General features: G+C 57.5%; 14 protein-coding genes. 7 read left to right on the top strand and 7 right to left on the bottom strand.

Annotated features, from left to right (window positions below; genetic code table 11):
• The first annotated feature begins 173 nt into the window (after positions 1-173).
• Complete coding sequence (locus OWK27_RS15340) at positions 174-1,832, top strand: ATP-dependent endonuclease (RefSeq protein WP_267590703.1); 1,659 nt, start codon at positions 174-176, stop codon at positions 1,830-1,832.
• Here OWK27_RS15340 and OWK27_RS15345 read toward each other — a convergent pair.
• Positions 1,829-2,785: a VirK/YbjX family protein gene (locus OWK27_RS15345; protein ID WP_267590704.1), complete on the bottom strand. Its 957-nt coding sequence runs from the start codon at positions 2,783-2,785 to the stop codon at positions 1,829-1,831. The two genes, OWK27_RS15340 and OWK27_RS15345, sit on opposite strands and share 4 nt — an antisense overlap.
• Here OWK27_RS15345 and OWK27_RS15350 point away from each other — a divergent pair.
• Genes OWK27_RS15350 through macB form a run of 3 tightly spaced genes read left to right on the top strand, consistent with a single transcriptional unit; the run spans position 2,775 to position 5,997 of the window.
• Positions 2,775-2,948: a hypothetical protein gene (locus OWK27_RS15350; RefSeq protein ID WP_176610748.1), complete on the top strand. Its 174-nt coding sequence runs from the start codon at positions 2,775-2,777 to the stop codon at positions 2,946-2,948. The genes OWK27_RS15345 and OWK27_RS15350 overlap by 11 nt on opposite strands.
• Positions 2,945-4,060 (top strand): macrolide transporter subunit MacA, encoded by a 1,116-nt coding sequence (macA, locus tag OWK27_RS15355; RefSeq protein WP_148418753.1) that lies wholly within the window; start codon positions 2,945-2,947, stop codon positions 4,058-4,060. Before OWK27_RS15350 ends, macA begins: the two co-directional genes overlap by 4 nt.
• On the top strand, positions 4,057-5,997 hold the full coding sequence (gene macB / locus OWK27_RS15360; protein WP_176610747.1) for a macrolide ABC transporter ATP-binding protein/permease MacB: 1,941 nt from the start codon (positions 4,057-4,059) through the stop codon (positions 5,995-5,997). Before macA ends, macB begins: the two co-directional genes overlap by 4 nt.
• Positions 5,998-6,067: 70 nt before the next feature.
• Here macB and cspD read toward each other — a convergent pair whose 3' ends face one another.
• Positions 6,068-6,289: a cold shock-like protein CspD gene (gene cspD, locus OWK27_RS15365; RefSeq protein ID WP_006809408.1), complete on the bottom strand. Its 222-nt coding sequence runs from the start codon at positions 6,287-6,289 to the stop codon at positions 6,068-6,070.
• Between the two features lie 267 nt (positions 6,290-6,556).
• On the opposite strand from cspD, the gene clpS reads away from it, so the two are divergent.
• Positions 6,557-6,877, top strand: a complete 321-nt coding sequence (clpS, locus tag OWK27_RS15370; RefSeq protein WP_006174393.1) for an ATP-dependent Clp protease adapter ClpS — start codon at positions 6,557-6,559, stop codon at positions 6,875-6,877.
• A gap of 27 nt (positions 6,878-6,904) precedes the next feature.
• The gene (clpA, locus tag OWK27_RS15375) at positions 6,905-9,184 is read left to right on the top strand and encodes an ATP-dependent Clp protease ATP-binding subunit ClpA (protein ID WP_267590705.1); all 2,280 of its coding nucleotides are present in this window, start codon (positions 6,905-6,907) and stop codon (positions 9,182-9,184) included.
• Between the two features lie 206 nt (positions 9,185-9,390).
• Here clpA and infA read toward each other — a convergent pair whose 3' ends face one another.
• The 5 genes from infA to trxB all read right to left on the bottom strand — a co-directional run bounded on the left by infA (position 9,391) and on the right by trxB (position 15,213).
• Positions 9,391-9,609: a translation initiation factor IF-1 gene (gene infA / locus OWK27_RS15380; protein WP_002211347.1), complete on the bottom strand. Its 219-nt coding sequence runs from the start codon at positions 9,607-9,609 to the stop codon at positions 9,391-9,393.
• A 283-nt stretch (positions 9,610-9,892) separates the two neighbouring features.
• Positions 9,893-10,597 (bottom strand): leucyl/phenylalanyl-tRNA--protein transferase, encoded by a 705-nt coding sequence (gene aat, locus OWK27_RS15385; RefSeq protein ID WP_176610739.1) that lies wholly within the window; start codon positions 10,595-10,597, stop codon positions 9,893-9,895.
• A 45-nt stretch (positions 10,598-10,642) separates the two neighbouring features.
• Positions 10,643-12,364 carry a heme ABC transporter ATP-binding protein/permease CydC gene (cydC, locus tag OWK27_RS15390; protein WP_267590706.1) on the bottom strand — a complete coding sequence of 574 codons (1,722 nt, stop codon included), beginning with the start codon at positions 12,362-12,364 and terminating at the stop codon, positions 10,643-10,645.
• Positions 12,364-14,130 carry a heme ABC transporter permease/ATP-binding protein CydD gene (gene cydD / locus OWK27_RS15395; RefSeq protein ID WP_267590707.1) on the bottom strand — a complete coding sequence of 589 codons (1,767 nt, stop codon included), beginning with the start codon at positions 14,128-14,130 and terminating at the stop codon, positions 12,364-12,366. The genes cydC and cydD overlap by 1 nt, the downstream gene beginning before the upstream one ends.
• 114 nt (positions 14,131-14,244) lie before the next feature.
• Positions 14,245-15,213 carry a thioredoxin-disulfide reductase gene (trxB, locus tag OWK27_RS15400; protein ID WP_148418759.1) on the bottom strand — a complete coding sequence of 323 codons (969 nt, stop codon included), beginning with the start codon at positions 15,211-15,213 and terminating at the stop codon, positions 14,245-14,247.
• A 543-nt stretch (positions 15,214-15,756) separates the two neighbouring features.
• Between trxB and lrp the strand changes: the two genes are divergently transcribed.
• Positions 15,757-16,251 carry a leucine-responsive transcriptional regulator Lrp gene (gene lrp, locus OWK27_RS15405; RefSeq protein ID WP_000228469.1) on the top strand — a complete coding sequence of 165 codons (495 nt, stop codon included), beginning with the start codon at positions 15,757-15,759 and terminating at the stop codon, positions 16,249-16,251.
• The last annotated feature ends 92 nt before the right edge of the window (positions 16,252-16,343 follow it).

Genomic DNA, 16,343 nt, shown 5'->3' on the forward strand with positions numbered 1-16,343 from the left:
CGGGCGGAAGTATCTTGCCCGGAAGGGGCTTTTTCAAATGAAAGTTGATGGGTAAATTCTGAATTTTTTGTGCTCAGAACCAGCAACAGGGGGATATAGCAGTGTCCAGCCGGACCCCGTACCGCTATACTGCTGATAAACTGAAGGAAAAGTCGACGAATTGCGGGGGATTTATGCTACTCGAACGTGTGGAGATTGTCGGGTTTCGCGGCATTAACCGCCTGTCGCTGCAGCTGGAACAGAACAACGTTCTTATCGGCGAAAATGCCTGGGGGAAATCCAGCCTGCTGGACGCCCTGACGCTGCTGCTTTCGCCTGAGGAGAATCTGTACCACTTCGTCCACGATGACTTCTGGTTTCCGCCGGGCGATGTCAACGGACGCGAAAAGCATCTGCATATTATTTTGACCTTCCGCGAGGCCGAACCCGGCCGCCATCGCGTGCGCCGTTACCGCCCGATGTCACCCTGCTGGGTGCCCTGTGAAGATGGCTTCCACCGTATTTTCTATCGCCTTGAAGGCGAAATGGCGCACAACGAAGGGGTGCTAACCCTGCGTGAATTCCTCGATGAGAAGGGGAATCCGATCCCGCTCGACAACATCGACGAGCTGGCCCGTCATCTGATCCGCCTCTCCCCCGTGCTGCGCTTGCGCGACGCGCGCTTTATGCGCCGGATCCGAAACGGCACGGTGCCGGATATGCCGGAGGTGGAGGTTACCGCCCGCGAGCTGGATTTCCTCGCCCGCGAGCTGGTTTCGCGCCCGCAGAACCTTACCGACGGCCAGATCCGTCAGGGGCTTTCCGCCATGGTTCAACTGCTGGAGCACTACTTTTCCGAGCAGGGAACGGGGCCGTCTCGTCACCGTCTGATGCGCCGCCGCTCGCACGATGAGCAGCGAAGCTGGCGCTATCTCGATATCATCAACCGCATGATCGACCGCCCCGGCGGGCGCTCGCACAGGGTGATCCTGCTGGGATTATTCTCCACGCTTTTACAGGCGAAAGGCACGGTGCGCCTTGACCGGGACGCGCGTCCGCTGCTGCTGGTGGAAGATCCGGAGACGCGTCTGCACCCGATCATGCTCTCCGTGGCATGGCATCTGCTGAACCTGCTCCCCCTGCAGCGCGTGACTACCACCAATTCCGGCGAGCTGCTATCCCTGACGCCGGTGGAATATGTCTGCCGTCTGGTGCGTGAATCGTCGCGCGTCACCGCCTACCGGCTTGGACCGGGCGGGCTGAACGCCGAGGATGGCCGACGGATTGCGTTCCATATCCGTTTTAACCGCGCGTCGTCGCTGTTTGCCCGCTGCTGGCTGCTGGTGGAAGGGGAAACCGAAACCTGGGTGATTAACGAGCTGGCGCGCCAGTGCGGGCACCACTTCGACGCCGAAGGGGTCAAGGTCATCGAGTTTGCGCAGTCTGGCCTGAAACCGCTGATCAAGTTCGCCCGCCGGATGGGGATTGAATGGCACGTGCTGGTGGATGGCGATGAGGCCGGGAAAAAATATGCGGCGACCGTACGCGGCCTGCTCAATAACGATCGGGAAGCGGAGCGTGACCATCTGACGGCGCTGCCGGCGATGGACATGGAGCACTTTATGTACCGCCAGGGCTTTGACGACGTTTTTCACCGCGTGGCGATGATCCCGGTGGATGTGCCAATGAACATGCGCCGGGTGATCGCCAAAGCGATCCACCGGTCGTCAAAACCGGATTTAGCCATAGAGGTCGCGACGGAAGCGGGAAGGCGGGGCGTAGAATCCGTGCCCACGCTGCTGCGTAAAATGTTCTCCCGCGTCCTCTGGCTGGCGCGCGGGAGGGCCGATTAACGGCCAGTCGTCCGTGAAACCTGCTGGATAAGGCTATCAAGCAGCGCATAGCGACGGCGGTATTCGGAGCGCTTTTTACTCGCGATCTCTTCCATCGGCTTGCGCGGCATGGCCAGCGGCAGGGCAAAGTTGCCGTTATCCAGCCGTTCTCCGCCAAGAGAGCGCCAGAAGCTGTCGTAATCCGCCAGCAGTTTTCCCTCTTTTTTCCTGCGGTAACGCCAGCTGCGGTAGATATGGGTGGCGTTACTCACGGCGAGGATCTGTTCTACCGGGAAGGCGTCGGCGAGGATCATTACCGCTTCAACCAGCAGACGTTTCGGGAACAGGCCGTGGCAGGCTTTCGTGGCGAGCTGGATCTGCTCGTGCGGGACATGCGCTTTCGCCCCCTGCATTCCGCCGATAAACAGCGATGGTTTCCCTTCATAGTTGCAGAGCGTAAAGGTCAGCTCGGCCAGCACCGTGTTCTGACAATCGACAAAGGTCAGGGTGGCTTCGCCTTCTTTATCCAGAAACGCGTCTGCCCGCAGGCATACGCTAAACTGCTGTTCGTCTTTGCCGGTTAACGTCACCAGCGTGATGCCCTCACCAGAGAGATAGCCGTTCAGCAGCGGCGCGGGAAGATGGCGGCTCATCATCTGATAGTGATAGTTCAGGGCTTCCAGCGTATGCTGACGGCCCATGTTGACTGTCAGCCACGGTCGATGCAGACGGCACGGCAGGCCGGGCTGCACCTCCAGGATCTGCATCAGGCGGGGCTGCTTTGCGAGGTTTGCCAGCAGGCGCGACGTGGTGAGCGGCGTCGCCAGCGAGCGCAGCATAAACTTTCGTCGATAGGCCGGATTTTGCCACGCCAGCCCCGGCGTGAGGGTTCCCGATGCCAGGCTTTTGAACAGTTGCCAGCCCGATTTTGGCTGAGACAGCGTTGAATAAGGTGTCTCGACGATGGAAGACATGTTAGATCCTGCTTCTGGTGGAAGATCGCTATTTCAGCAGGGGCTTTATCAACGCTGGGTAAACAATTCCCGACGATTACGGCGATCGGGGGTTTCGTTGATGAGTGGTTTAGATAAAATCAACGTTGATGATAGCCAGAACAACTATTTGGAATATTTATGAACCTGAAGGGAAAACGCAGAAAGCTGTTTCTGCTGCTGGCGATAGTGGTGTTAGCGGGCGGATTCTGGGTATGGAAGGTGCTGAACGCGCCGGTACCGCAGTATCAAACGCTGATTGTTCGCCCGGGCGAGCTGCAGCAAAACGTGCTGGCGACGGGGAAGCTGGATGCCCTGCGCAAGGTTGACGTAGGTGCGCAGGTTAGCGGCCAGCTTAAAACGCTGTCGGTTGAGATTGGCGATAAGGTTAAAAAAGGCCAGCTGCTGGGCGTGATCGATCCTGAACAGGCTGAAAACCAGATCCGCGAGGTGGAAGCCACGCTGATGGAGCTGCGCGCGCAGCGCGCTCAGGCTCAGGCGGAGCGGAATCTCGCTCAGGTCACCCTGAAGCGTCAGCAGGCGCTGGCGAAAACGCAGGCCATCTCAAAACAGGATCTGGATACCGCCGCCACGGAGCTGGCGGTGAAGCAGGCGCAGATTGGTACCATCGACGCGCAAATCAAGCGCAATCAGGCCTCGCTGGACACGGCGAAAACCAACCTCGACTACACGAAAATCGTGGCGCCAATGGCCGGGGAAGTGACGCAGATTACCACCCTGCAGGGCCAGACGGTTATCGCCGCGCAGCAGGCGCCAAACATTCTGACCCTGGCGGACATGAGCACCATGCTGGTGAAAGCCCAGGTATCCGAAGCGGACGTGATTCACCTTAAGCCTGGCCAGAAGGCCTGGTTTACGGTGCTGGGCGATCCGCAAACCCGCTATGAAGGGGCGCTGAAGGATATCCTGCCGACGCCGGAGAAGGTGAATGACGCCATCTTTTACTATGCCCGTTTTGAGGTGCCGAACCCGCAGGGCGTGCTGCGTCTGGACATGACCGCACAGGTGCATATTCAGCTCACCGGCGTCAAAAACGTGCTGACGGTTCCGCTCTCCGCGCTGGGCGAATCCGCCGGGGACAATCGCTACAAGGTTAAAGTGCTGCGCAACGGCGAAACCCGCGAGCGGGAAGTGGTGATTGGCGCGCGTAACGACACCGACGTGGTGGTGGTGAAAGGGCTGGAAGAGGGTGAGGAAGTGGTCATCAGCGAAAGCCTGCCCGGAGCCGCGCAATGACGGCGCTGCTTGAGCTGAATGATATTCGCCGCAGCTACCCGTCCGGCGACGGGCCGGTGGAGGTGCTGAAAGGCATCTCCCTGCGCGTGGAAGCGGGTGAAATGGTGGCGATTGTCGGGGCCTCGGGGTCCGGTAAATCGACGCTGATGAATATTCTCGGCTGTCTGGATAAACCCACCAGCGGCACCTATCGCGTGGCGGGAACGGACGTCTCCACCCTGGACGGCGACGCGCTGGCGAAGCTGCGCCGCGAACACTTTGGCTTTATCTTCCAGCGTTACCATCTGCTTTCTCACCTCAGCGCGGCGCAGAACGTGGAGGTGCCCGCGGTGTATGCGGGCGTCGAGCGTAAAAAGCGCCTCGAGCGCGCGAAGGCGCTGTTAACGCGTCTCGGGCTGGCGGAGCGGGTGGATTATCAGCCCTCACAGCTTTCCGGCGGTCAGCAGCAGCGCGTAAGTATTGCCCGTGCGCTGATGAACGGTGGCCAGGTTATCCTGGCCGATGAACCGACCGGCGCGCTCGACAGCCGTTCCGGTGAAGAGGTTATGGCGATCCTTCACCAGCTTCGCGATCAGGGGCATACGGTGATTATCGTCACCCACGATCCGCAGGTGGCGGCGCAGGCTGAACGGATTATTGAGATCCACGACGGCGAGCTGGTCAGCAACCCGCCGCCGCGTGAGTCCAGAGCGGCCGCGCCGAAAGAGGCGCTGCCTGCCTCAACCGGCTGGGGGCAATTTTCGAGCGGCTTTCGCGAGGCGCTGACCATGGCCTGGCTGGCGATGGCGGCCAACAAAATGCGCACCCTGCTGACCATGCTCGGCATTATCATCGGTATCGCCTCGGTGGTGTCGATTGTGGTGGTGGGAGACGCGGCGAAACAGCTGGTGCTGGCGGATATTCGCGCCATCGGGACGAATACCATTGACGTCTACCCCGGGAAAGATTTTGGCGACGACGAGCCGCAGTATCAGCAGGCGCTGAAGTACGACGATCTGGCGGCTATTCAGAAGCAGCCGTGGGTGAACTCCGCCACGCCTGCCGTTTCGCAGAACCTGCGTCTGCGCTACGGCAACATCGACGTAGCGGCCAGCGCTAACGGCGTCAGCGGAGATTACTTCAACGTCTACGGCATGACCTTCAGCGAAGGGGCGACCTTCAACGCCGAACAGCTGGCGGGCAGGGCGCAGGTGGTGGTGCTGGATGCGAACTCACGCAGGCAGCTTTTCCCGAATAAAACCCGCGTGGTCGGGGAGGTGATCCTGGTGGGCAACATGCCCGCTACGGTGATTGGCGTGGCGGAAGAGAAACAGTCGATGTTTGGCAGCAGCAAGATCCTGCGCGTCTGGCTGCCGTACAGCACCATTTCCGGGCGCATTATGGGGCAGTCCTGGCTCAACTCCATCACCGTGCGGGTGAAGGAAGGCTACGACAGCGCGCTGGCGGAACAGCAGCTGGAGCGGCTGTTAACCCTGCGCCACGGCAAGAAAGACTTCTTTACCTGGAACATGGATGGCCTCTTGAAAACGGCGGAAAAGACCACACGTACTCTTCAGATGTTCCTGACGCTGGTGGCGGTGATTTCGCTGGTCGTCGGCGGGATCGGGGTGATGAACATCATGCTGGTGTCGGTGACCGAACGTACCCGGGAGATCGGCATCCGCATGGCGGTGGGGGCCAGAGCCAGCGACGTGCTTCAGCAGTTTTTGATTGAGGCGGTGCTGGTATGCCTGGTGGGCGGCGCGATGGGCATTGCGCTCTCCATGCTGATTGCCTTTGCGCTTCAGCTGTTTTTACCCGGCTGGGAAATTGGCTTTTCGCCAATGGCGATACTCACCGCGTTTTTATGTTCCACCTTTACCGGGATTTTGTTTGGCTGGCTGCCTGCGCGAAACGCGGCACGGCTGGATCCGGTGGATGCGCTGGCGCGGGAATAGCCCGAAAATAAAAATGCCAGCCGATCGGGCTGGCATTTTGCCTGCGGGGTGTACACAATGAAACAGAGAGCTATGCAACCGTTTCTGCTTCAACGGGCACGATAAGACTGGCGTGATTGCCTTTTGGCCCCTGGTGTACATCGAACCGGACGGACTGCCCGGCTTTGAGCGTCCTGTAACCATCCATCTGAATGGTGGAATAGTGAGCGAAGATATCCTCGCCGCCGCCTTCGGGGCATATGAAGCCAAACCCCTTGGCGTTGTTGAACCACTTAACAGTACCCATTTCCATGCTTCGACATCCTTCGTAAATCTTATAAGTTAAGATGGAATGAACCGGTGGTGGAGTGGGGGCTGTTCAAAAGCTCGCCATCTCACGCTTGTACAATTTAGAGAAACGGAAGAAGCCGTCAAGCGTTTGGCGCTCGAGTTGGGACAATAATCAACCAAAATTTGAGGCAGTTAACGCTATTGCAACAGTTTGTGACAGACATCGCGGATGACAGTAATAGATGATTGTTATCTAACATCTGAGGTAGATTCAAAGTGGTTATGCATAATGGGTAAGACCAACGATTGGCTGGATTTTGACCAGCTGGCGGAAGATAAGGTGCGCGACGCGCTAAAACCGCCATCTATGTATAAAGTTATGTTAATGAACGATGATTACACGCCGATGGAATTTGTTATTGACGTGCTACAAAAGTTCTTTTCTTATGATGTAGAACGTGCAACGCAACTGATGCTTACCGTTCATTATCGTGGCAAAGCGATCTGCGGCATCTTTACTGCCGAGGTCGCGGAAACCAAAGTGGCGATGGTGAACGACTATGCAAGGGAGAACGAGCATCCGTTGCTGTGTACGCTGGAAAAGGCCTGATAAGGCATAAAATTGGGGGAGGTGCCTATGCTCAATCAAGAACTGGAACTCAGTTTAAACATGGCTTTCGCCAGAGCGCGTGAGCACCGACATGAGTTTATGACCGTCGAGCACCTGCTGCTCGCGTTGCTAAGCAACCCATCTGCCCGCGAAGCGCTGGAAGCCTGCTCCGTGGATCTGGTGGCGCTACGTCAGGAACTCGAAGCCTTCATCGAACAAACCACACCGGTGCTGCCAGCCAGTGAAGAAGAGCGCGACACGCAGCCGACGCTCAGCTTCCAGCGCGTGCTGCAGCGCGCGGTTTTCCACGTCCAGTCTTCCGGGCGTAGCGAAGTGACGGGCGCAAATGTGCTGGTCGCCATCTTCAGCGAGCAGGAGTCCCAGGCGGCCTACCTGCTGCGCAAACATGAAGTCAGCCGACTCGACGTGGTCAACTTTATCTCTCACGGAACGCGAAAAGACGAGCCTAACCAGGCATCCGACTCCAGCAACCCGATCAACAACAGCGAAGAGCAAGCAGGCGGGGAGGATCGTATGGAAAACTTCACCACCAACCTTAATCAGCTTGCTCGCGTGGGCGGAATCGACCCGCTGATTGGCCGCGACAAAGAGCTGGAGCGCGCCATACAGGTGCTGTGCCGCCGCCGTAAGAACAACCCGCTGCTGGTGGGTGAATCCGGCGTGGGCAAGACCGCGATTGCTGAAGGGCTGGCCTGGCGCATTGTGCAGGGCGACGTTCCGGAAGTGATTGCTGACTGCATCATCTACTCGCTGGATATTGGCTCGCTGCTGGCGGGCACCAAGTACCGTGGTGATTTTGAAAAACGCTTCAAGGCGCTGTTAAAACAGCTGGAGCAGGATACCAACAGCATCCTGTTTATCGATGAGATCCACACCATCATCGGCGCAGGGGCGGCCTCCGGTGGCCAGGTGGATGCGGCTAACCTGATCAAGCCGCTGCTCTCCAGCGGCAAGATCCGCGTAATGGGCTCCACAACGTACCAGGAGTTCAGCAACATCTTTGAAAAAGATCGTGCGCTGGCGCGTCGTTTCCAGAAAATCGACGTCACCGAGCCGTCCGTCGACGAAACGGTGCAGATCATCAACGGCCTGAAAACCAAGTACGAAGCGCACCACGACGTGCGTTACACCGCGAAAGCGGTACGTGCGGCGGTGGAGCTGGCGGTGAAATACATCAACGATCGTCATCTGCCGGATAAGGCGATTGACGTAATTGATGAGGCGGGAGCGCGTGCGCGCCTGATGCCGGCCAGCAAGCGTAAGAAAACCGTTAACGTGGCGGATATCGAGTCCGTGGTGGCCCGCATCGCGCGTATCCCTGAGAAGAGCGTTTCCCAGAGCGACCGCGACACGCTGCGCACCCTCGGCAATCGCCTGAAAATGCTGGTCTTTGGTCAGGATAAGGCCATTGAGGCCTTAACCGAAGCGATCAAGATGGCCCGTGCCGGACTGGGGCATGACCACAAGCCCGTTGGTTCCTTCCTGTTTGCCGGTCCGACCGGCGTCGGGAAAACCGAGGTGACGGTTCAGCTCTCCAAAGCGCTGGGCATCGAGCTGCTGCGCTTTGATATGTCCGAGTATATGGAGCGTCACACCGTCAGCCGCTTGATTGGTGCGCCTCCGGGCTATGTGGGCTTTGACCAGGGCGGCCTGCTCACCGACGCGGTGATCAAGCATCCGCACGCGGTACTGCTGCTCGATGAAATCGAGAAGGCGCACCCGGACGTGTTCAACATCCTGCTGCAGGTGATGGACAACGGGACGCTGACCGACAACAACGGGCGCAAGGCGGACTTCCGCAACGTGGTGCTGGTGATGACCACCAACGCCGGCGTGCGTGAAACCGAGCGTAAATCTATCGGCCTGATCCACCAGGATAACAGCACCGATGCGATGGAGGAGATCAAGAAGATCTTCACGCCGGAGTTCCGTAACCGTCTGGACAACATCATCTGGTTCGATCACCTGTCTACCGAGGTGATCCATCAGGTGGTGGATAAGTTCATCGTCGAGCTGCAGGTTCAGCTGGATCAGAAAGGCGTGTCGCTGGAAGTCAGCCAGGAGGCCCGCAACTGGCTGGCCGAGAAAGGCTACGACCGGGCGATGGGTGCCCGTCCGATGGCGCGCGTGATTCAGGACAACCTGAAGAAGCCGCTGGCGAACGAGCTGCTGTTTGGCTCGCTGGTGGACGGCGGCCAGGTCACGGTGGGGCTGGATCAGGCGAAGAACGAGCTGACGTACGATTTCCAGAGTGCGGCGAAGCACAAGCCGGAAGCGGCTCACTGAGTGTAATATGTGTGTTAAAAACCGGGCTTTTGCCCGGTTTTTTTATGCCTGCCTTTCTCCCTCTCCCTGTGGGAGAGGGCTGGGGTGAGGGCAACAGACCGCACTAAAATACATCTTCCCCTGTAGCAACATTAAAGCCACAAATAAAAAAGGCCGGGATTATCCCGACCTTTTAAATATTCATCTGCCATTACAGGCGAAAACAATTAGCGACTACGGAAGACAATGCGGCCTTTGCTCAGGTCGTACGGGGTCAGTTCAACAGTCACTTTGTCGCCCGTCAAAATGCGGATATAGTTTTTGCGCATTTTACCGGAGATGTGCGCAGTTACCACGTGACCGTTTTCCAGTTCTACGCGAAACATGGTATTAGGCAACGTATCAAGTACGGTACCCTGCATTTCAATATTGTCTTCTTTGGCCATCTAATCCTCTGGGGTATCACTACCAAGTTTTGAACCGGCAAGATAATGCCGAAATTCATCAATTAAGTAAAGAATTGCGCGTTTAAAACGCAGCAAAACAGTTTCAGCGCATTGCCCAAGCGTCACGGTACAACCGAACGGAAAGCGCATTCGTAAAGGGGAACAACAGGATAAACGTCAGGACGTTATCTGAAGCGGGGGTCCCAAACGGCGGCGGGGCAACAGGCAGAAGCTACTCTGCGGCATAATTATAACACCCTCATAAAAAATATGCGGAAAACATTTAGGCATCGGGCATAAAGAGCGCTCTGGGGATCCAAAAATCGCGCGGAAGGGTCTCAGCGCGGCACCGATCCAGATGTTCGATGTAGTGTCGACGGGAGATTTCAACGGCACCGAGCGAGGCGGTGTGCTCGTTCAGCACCTGACAATCCATCAGCTGTCCACCGCGCCGGGCAAATTCTTCGCAAAAAACTAGCAGCGCGGTTTTCGAGGCGTTGGTGGCGCGGGAGAACATCGATTCACCGCAGAACAGTGTGCCCTGCGCCACGCCGTACATGCCGCCAACGAGATCCTCGCCGTGCCACACTTCGACGGAATGCGCGTAGCCCAGCTCGTGTAGCTGATGGTAGGCAATAATGATATCGCGGGTTATCCAGGTGCCTTCGTGACGATCTTCAGCGCATCCTTCAATGACCTGCCCGAAGGCGTGATTAAGCGTGACGCGATAGGGTGATTTTGCGTGAAAGCGCTTCATGCTGCGGCTCAAGTGAAACTGCCCAGGCCACAGAACGGCTCGCGGGTCGGGAGACCACCATAAAATCGGGTCGCCGGGAGAAAACCACGGGAAAATACCGCGCTGGTAAGCCATTAAGAGGCGTGCCGGGCTGAGATCGCCGCCCAGCGCCAGCAGGCCGTTAGGTTCACGTAGCGCTCCCTCCGGGGAAGGGAACGCAATATTATGGCGAGAAAGCTGGACCAGGCGCATGACAACGTAACTCCAGTACGCGAGTGAGGACGCTACAAATATAGCCTACAGACGCTGTTTAAACTGGTAGTAGCGACCCTGTTTTGCCAGCAGCTCTGCGTGACTACCTTGCTCAATAATGTGTCCGTTGTCCATCACAATTATGCGATCGAAACTCGCGAGTCCACGCAGGCGGTGTGTGACCATCAGCACGGTTTTGCCTTTCATCACGTTTGCCAGTAAATCAAGAATTTGGCTCTCGGTTGTCGCGTCCAGACCTTCCGTTGGCTCATCGAGCAGCATCAGCGGCGCGTCGTGCAGCAGCGCCCGGGCAATCGCCAGACGGCGAAGCTCGCCGCCGGAGAGCTGGCGACCCCCTTCACCGAGCCAGGCGTTGAGTCCGTCATCCTCAAGCAGCTTGTGCAGCCCGACCTGCTCAAGCATCCCCCGTAGCGCCTCGTCAGAGGCCGCTGGCGCTGCGAGAAGGAGATTGTCGCGTAGCGTGGCGCTGAACAGATGCACCCGCTGGGGCACGACGCTGACGGTTTTACGCAAGGCCGCTTCGCTAAAGTCACCCAGCCGGGTATCGTTAAAGCGAATCTCACCCAGCTGCGGGTCCCACGCGCGCGTCAGAAGCTGCAGAAGCGTTGATTTTCCACATCCCGTGCGGCCAAGGATCGCGATGCGCTGCCCGGCGTTAACGGAAAGCGTGATGCCTTCCAGCGCGTTTTGCGCCTGCCTGTCATAGGCGAAAGTGACATCGCTGAGCGTTAGCGCCACCTGCTCCGGTACCGCGGTTTCTCCGCTGCTGAACTTCACTTCCGGCTCCTGCTCCGCAATATCCGTTATGCGTAGTGCAGAGGCAATAACCTGACCAAGATGCTGAAACGCACCCGTGACCGGGGCTAAAGCTTCAAAGGCGGCAAGGGCGCAGAAAACAAACAGCGCAATCAGCGGGCCCGGCTGGGCGTTACCGCCCACGCCGCCGGAGGCCATCCAGAGCATGGCGATGACGGCAATGCCGCCGATTAACATCATCAGCGCCTGAGAGAACGCGGTTAGCTCAGACTGACGGCGCTGGGCCTCGTGCCAGTTAAGCTCCGTGCTTTCCATCCGGGCGCGGTAGCGCTTGCTGGCACCAAAGATGCTCAGTTCGGCCTGACCCTGCAGCCATGAGGTGAGCTGCTGGCGATACTCACCGCGCAGACGCGTCAGATTTTCCCCAGTGGTTTTACCGGCGCGATAAAACAGCGGCGGTAAAATAATCAGCGTCAACAGCATGATGCCGCCCAGGGTCAGCGCGATAGGAACATCCAGAATACACAGCCCCAGCGTGACCACCACGATCACCACAAAGGCGCCCACCATGGGGGAAATTACGCGCAGGTAGAGGTGATCCAGCGTATCCACATCCGCGACCACGCGGTTGAGCAACTCGCCCTGACGAAAGCGCGCCAGCCCGGCAGGGGAGAGGGGCAGAAGCTTGCTGAAGGTGTAAATACGCAGGTGTTGCAGGACGCGGAAGGTCGCGTCGTGGCTGACAAGACGCTCGAAGTAACGCCCGGCGGTTCGGGTAATCGCGGTGCCGCGTACGCCTGCGGCAGGGAGCATGTAGTTGAAGCTGTACAGCCCGGCGAAGCCCACGGCCGCAGACGCGGAAAGGAACCAGCCGGAAAGCGTAAGCAGGCCGATGCTGGCAAGCAGGGTGACAATAGCCAGCACAATGCCGAGCGTCAGCATCCATTTGTGGCGTTTGTACAGTGCGAGATAGGGAAGCAGGGCGCGCATCAGATATCCTCCTGACGATTCGCCAGCAGGGCCGCAAAAGGCCCCTGCGCGGCAACAAGCGCGGCGTAATCGCCTTGCTCAACGAGTTGACCGTTTTCCATCACCCAAATCTGGTCCCAGTCGGCGATGCCTTCAAGCTGGTGGGTGACCATCAGCGTGGTTTGCTGCTGTGATGCGGCGTTAAGCGCATCCATTACGCGCTGCTCGCTGTGGGCATCCAGGCTGGCCGCGGGTTCGTCCAGCAGCATCAGCTGACAGGGGTTCAGCAGGGCACGGGCCACCGCAACGCGCTGCGCCTGGCCGACCGACAGCCCGGCAGACTGATCGCCCACCACGGTATCAACACCCTGCGGCAGCAGCGGTAAAAATTCACTGACCCAGGCGCGATCGAGAACCGACTGCAGTTCATCTTCACGCGCGTCCGGGCGGGCGAGAAGCACGTTTTCACGCAGCGTTGAGGCAGGCAGCTGTGGGTTTTGCCCCACCCAGCTCAGCTGCTTACGCCAGGCTTCGGGATCGAGCTCGCGCAGCTCCGTTTTATTTACGCGCAGCGATCCGGTATAGGCCATGAAGCCTGACAACGCGTTCAGCAGCGAGCTTTTACCCGAGCCGCTGGTGCCCACCAGCACGACCCGTTGACCCGCAGGCAGGGTAAAGTTCAGTGGACCAGCCAGTACCTTGCCTTCAGGCGACAGGATGGAAAAATCCTGCGCTTCAAGGGTAACTGGATCGCTGGTATTCAGCGTGACTTCACCGCGCTCCGGATGCGCCAGCGGCGTTTCCATGAAGGTTTTCAGGCTATCGGCAGCGCCCACCGCCTGCGCTTTGGCGTGATAGAAGGTGCCGAGATCGCGCAATGGCTGGAAAAATTCCGGGGCCAGGATCAGTGCCAGGAATCCGGCAGAAAGCGTCACCGCCGTACCGTAGTGGCCGAAATCCAGCGCGCCGAGATAGGAGAAGCCAAAGTAGACCGCCACCAGGGCAATTGACAGGGAGGTGAAGAATTCGAGCACGCCGGAAGAGAGGAACGCCAGGCGCAGGACCTCCATGGTGCGCTGACGGAAGTCCTGGGACGCCAGGCGAATGTTTTCGGTTTCCGCCTCACCGCGACCAAAGATACGCAGCGTTTCCATACCGCGCAGGCGATCGAGGAAATGTCCGCTCAGCCGACCCAGCGCCAGGAAGTTGCGGCGGTTAGCATCTGCCGCGCCCATACCGACCATTGCCATAAACAGCGGGATCAGCGGGGCGGTACCCAGCAGGATCAATGCCGCCACCCAGTTGACCGGGAAAATGGCGATAACAATCGAAAGGGGCACAAAAACCGCCAGCGCCATCTGTGGAAGATAGCGCGCATAGTAATCGTGCATATCGTCGATTTGCTCAAGGATCAGCGTCGCCCAGCTGCCGGCCGGTTTCCCCTGGATCCACGCAGGCCCGGCTTCAGAAAGCCGGTCAAGCACCTTGCGCCGGATTTCATAGCGGATGTGCTGTCCGGCATGGAACCCAACCCGCTCACGCAGCCAGACGACCCACGCACGCAGAACGAAAACCAGCACCAGAACGATAAAAGGCAACAGCAGCGCCTCGCGCGGGATGTTCTCCATAATCATATGGTTGAGAATGCGGGCCAGCAGCCATGCCTGGGCAACAATCAACAGACCGCTGATAAATCCCAGAATGCGGGAGATCATAAGCCAGCGGCGGGAAAGAACGCTTTGCTGTTTGAGCCAGCGTGTTAACTCTTGTTGACGGGTTTTTTCCATTGCGTATTTTGCAGGTGACGTTATAAGAAATTAGACATCTGCATGTTACACGCGGGGAAAAATAAAGGCGACCAGTGGCCGCCTTTATTTACGTTTGTTACTGACTTGTAAAGATTATTTACCCTGTTCAGCCAGCCCATCCAGATAGCGTTCAGCGTCCAGCGCGGCCATACAGCCGGTGCCCGCAGAGGTGATCGCCTGACGATAAATATGGTCCATCACGTCGCCTGCTGCGAAGACGCCCGGAACGCTGGTCTGCGTGGCGTTGCCGTGGATCCCGGACTGCACTTTAATGTAGCCGTTTTCCAGCTCCAGCTGGCCTTCGAAGATAGCCGTGTTCGGGCTGTGGCCGATCGCCACAAACAGGCCAGCCACTTCCAGCGTTTCGACGTTATCGGTATTCTGGGTATCGCGGATACGCAGACCCGCCACGCCCATCTGATCGCCGGTCACTTCTTCCAGAGTACGGTTGGTGTGCAGCACAATGTTGCCGCTCGCCACTTTGTCCATCAGTCGTTTGATCAGGATCTTTTCCGCGCGGAAGGTGTCGCGACGGTGGATCAGGTGTACTTCAGAGGCGATGTTCGCCAGATACAGCGCTTCTTCCACAGCGGTGTTGCCGCCGCCGATAACCGCGACTTTCTGGTTGCGATAGAAGAAACCGTCGCAGGTTGCGCAGGCAGAGACGCCGCGGCCTTTAAAGGCTTCTTCAGACGGCAGGCCGAGATAGCGGGCAGAGGCGCCCGTGGCGACGATCAGCGCATCGCAGGTGTATTCACCGTTGTCGCCCGTCAAACGGAACGGACGGTTCTGTAGATCCACTTTATTAATGTGATCGAACAGAATTTCGGTTTCGAATTTAGTGGCATGCTCGTGCATGCGCTCCATCAGCAGCGGCCCGGTCAGGTCGTTCGGGTCGCCCGGCCAGTTTTCCACTTCCGTGGTGGTGGTCAGCTGACCGCCTTTTTCCATACCGGTAATCAGTACCGGCTGCAGGTTAGCGCGTGCAGCATAGACCGCTGCGGTATATCCCGCAGGTCCAGAACCAAGGATTAGCAGCTTACTGTGTTTGGTCGTGCCCATGAGATCCCCATTGTTGTTGGCAGGCAATGGGCTGGATTGTAGGGAATTTGTTGCCGTAAAAAAAGAGCGCCGCAGTTTTGCTTCCGATATATGCAATAGCCGCGCCCGATGGATCTGCCGCGTTCACATTACGTCTGCTACTGAAAAGCGCTCGTTTATAAGGCAGAAAAATGAGGATTAATACCCCTCCGTAATGAATATCCGGCATCTTGTACTAAAAATCGATGTTTTGCTTTGACAATCCCCTGCGCTTTTGCGAAAACATTCAAGGAAGAAAAAAAGACGCGTGTACGGGATGTCGCATAGACATGCACGTAAATGCCATTTTTACCGGGTCAGTGAAATCTACGCATGGTGTGGACAGACGCCATACGTGATGTCTGTGACTGCCTTCAGGCAACGGTCTTCTTACCGCAGAACCCGAATCCACATCGCGTCTAATACATAACCATGCGATGTGATAAATAACGGGTACAGGCTCTGAACAGTGATGTGCACAGGGTCCAGGCAGGAGTAGGGAAGGAATACAGAGAGACAATAATAATGGTAGATAGCAAGAAGCGCCCTGGCAAAGATCTCGACCGTATCGATCGTAACATTCTTAATGAATTGCAAAAGGATGGGCGTATTTCCAACGTCGAGCTTTCAAAACGTGTGGGACTTTCCCCGACGCCGTGCCTTGAGCGTGTGCGTCGACTGGAAAGACAGGGTTTTATTCAGGGCTATACGGCTCTGTTGAACCCGCATTATCTGGATGCCTCACTTCTGGTATTTGTTGAGATTACTCTGAATCGTGGTGCACCGGATGTGTTTGAGCAATTTAACGCCGCTGTACAAAAACTTGAAGAAATTCAAGAGTGTCATTTGGTTTCCGGTGATTTCGACTACCTGTTGAAAACCCGCGTGCCTGATATGTCCGCCTACCGTAAGCTGCTGGGGGAAACCCTGCTGCGTCTGCCAGGCGTGAACGACACCCGTACATATGTGGTGATGGAAGAGGTCAAACAGAGCAATCGTCTGGTTATTAAGACGCGCTAACACGGAACAGGTGCAAAATCAGTGTAGTTTGATTACACTCCTGTTAATCCATACAGCAACAGTGCCGGGGATACCCGGCGCTGTTGTCCGTT

Source organism: Enterobacter cloacae complex sp. 2022EL-00788 (genome assembly GCF_026627565.1).
Taxonomy (GTDB): domain Bacteria; phylum Pseudomonadota; class Gammaproteobacteria; order Enterobacterales; family Enterobacteriaceae; genus Enterobacter; species Enterobacter pasteurii.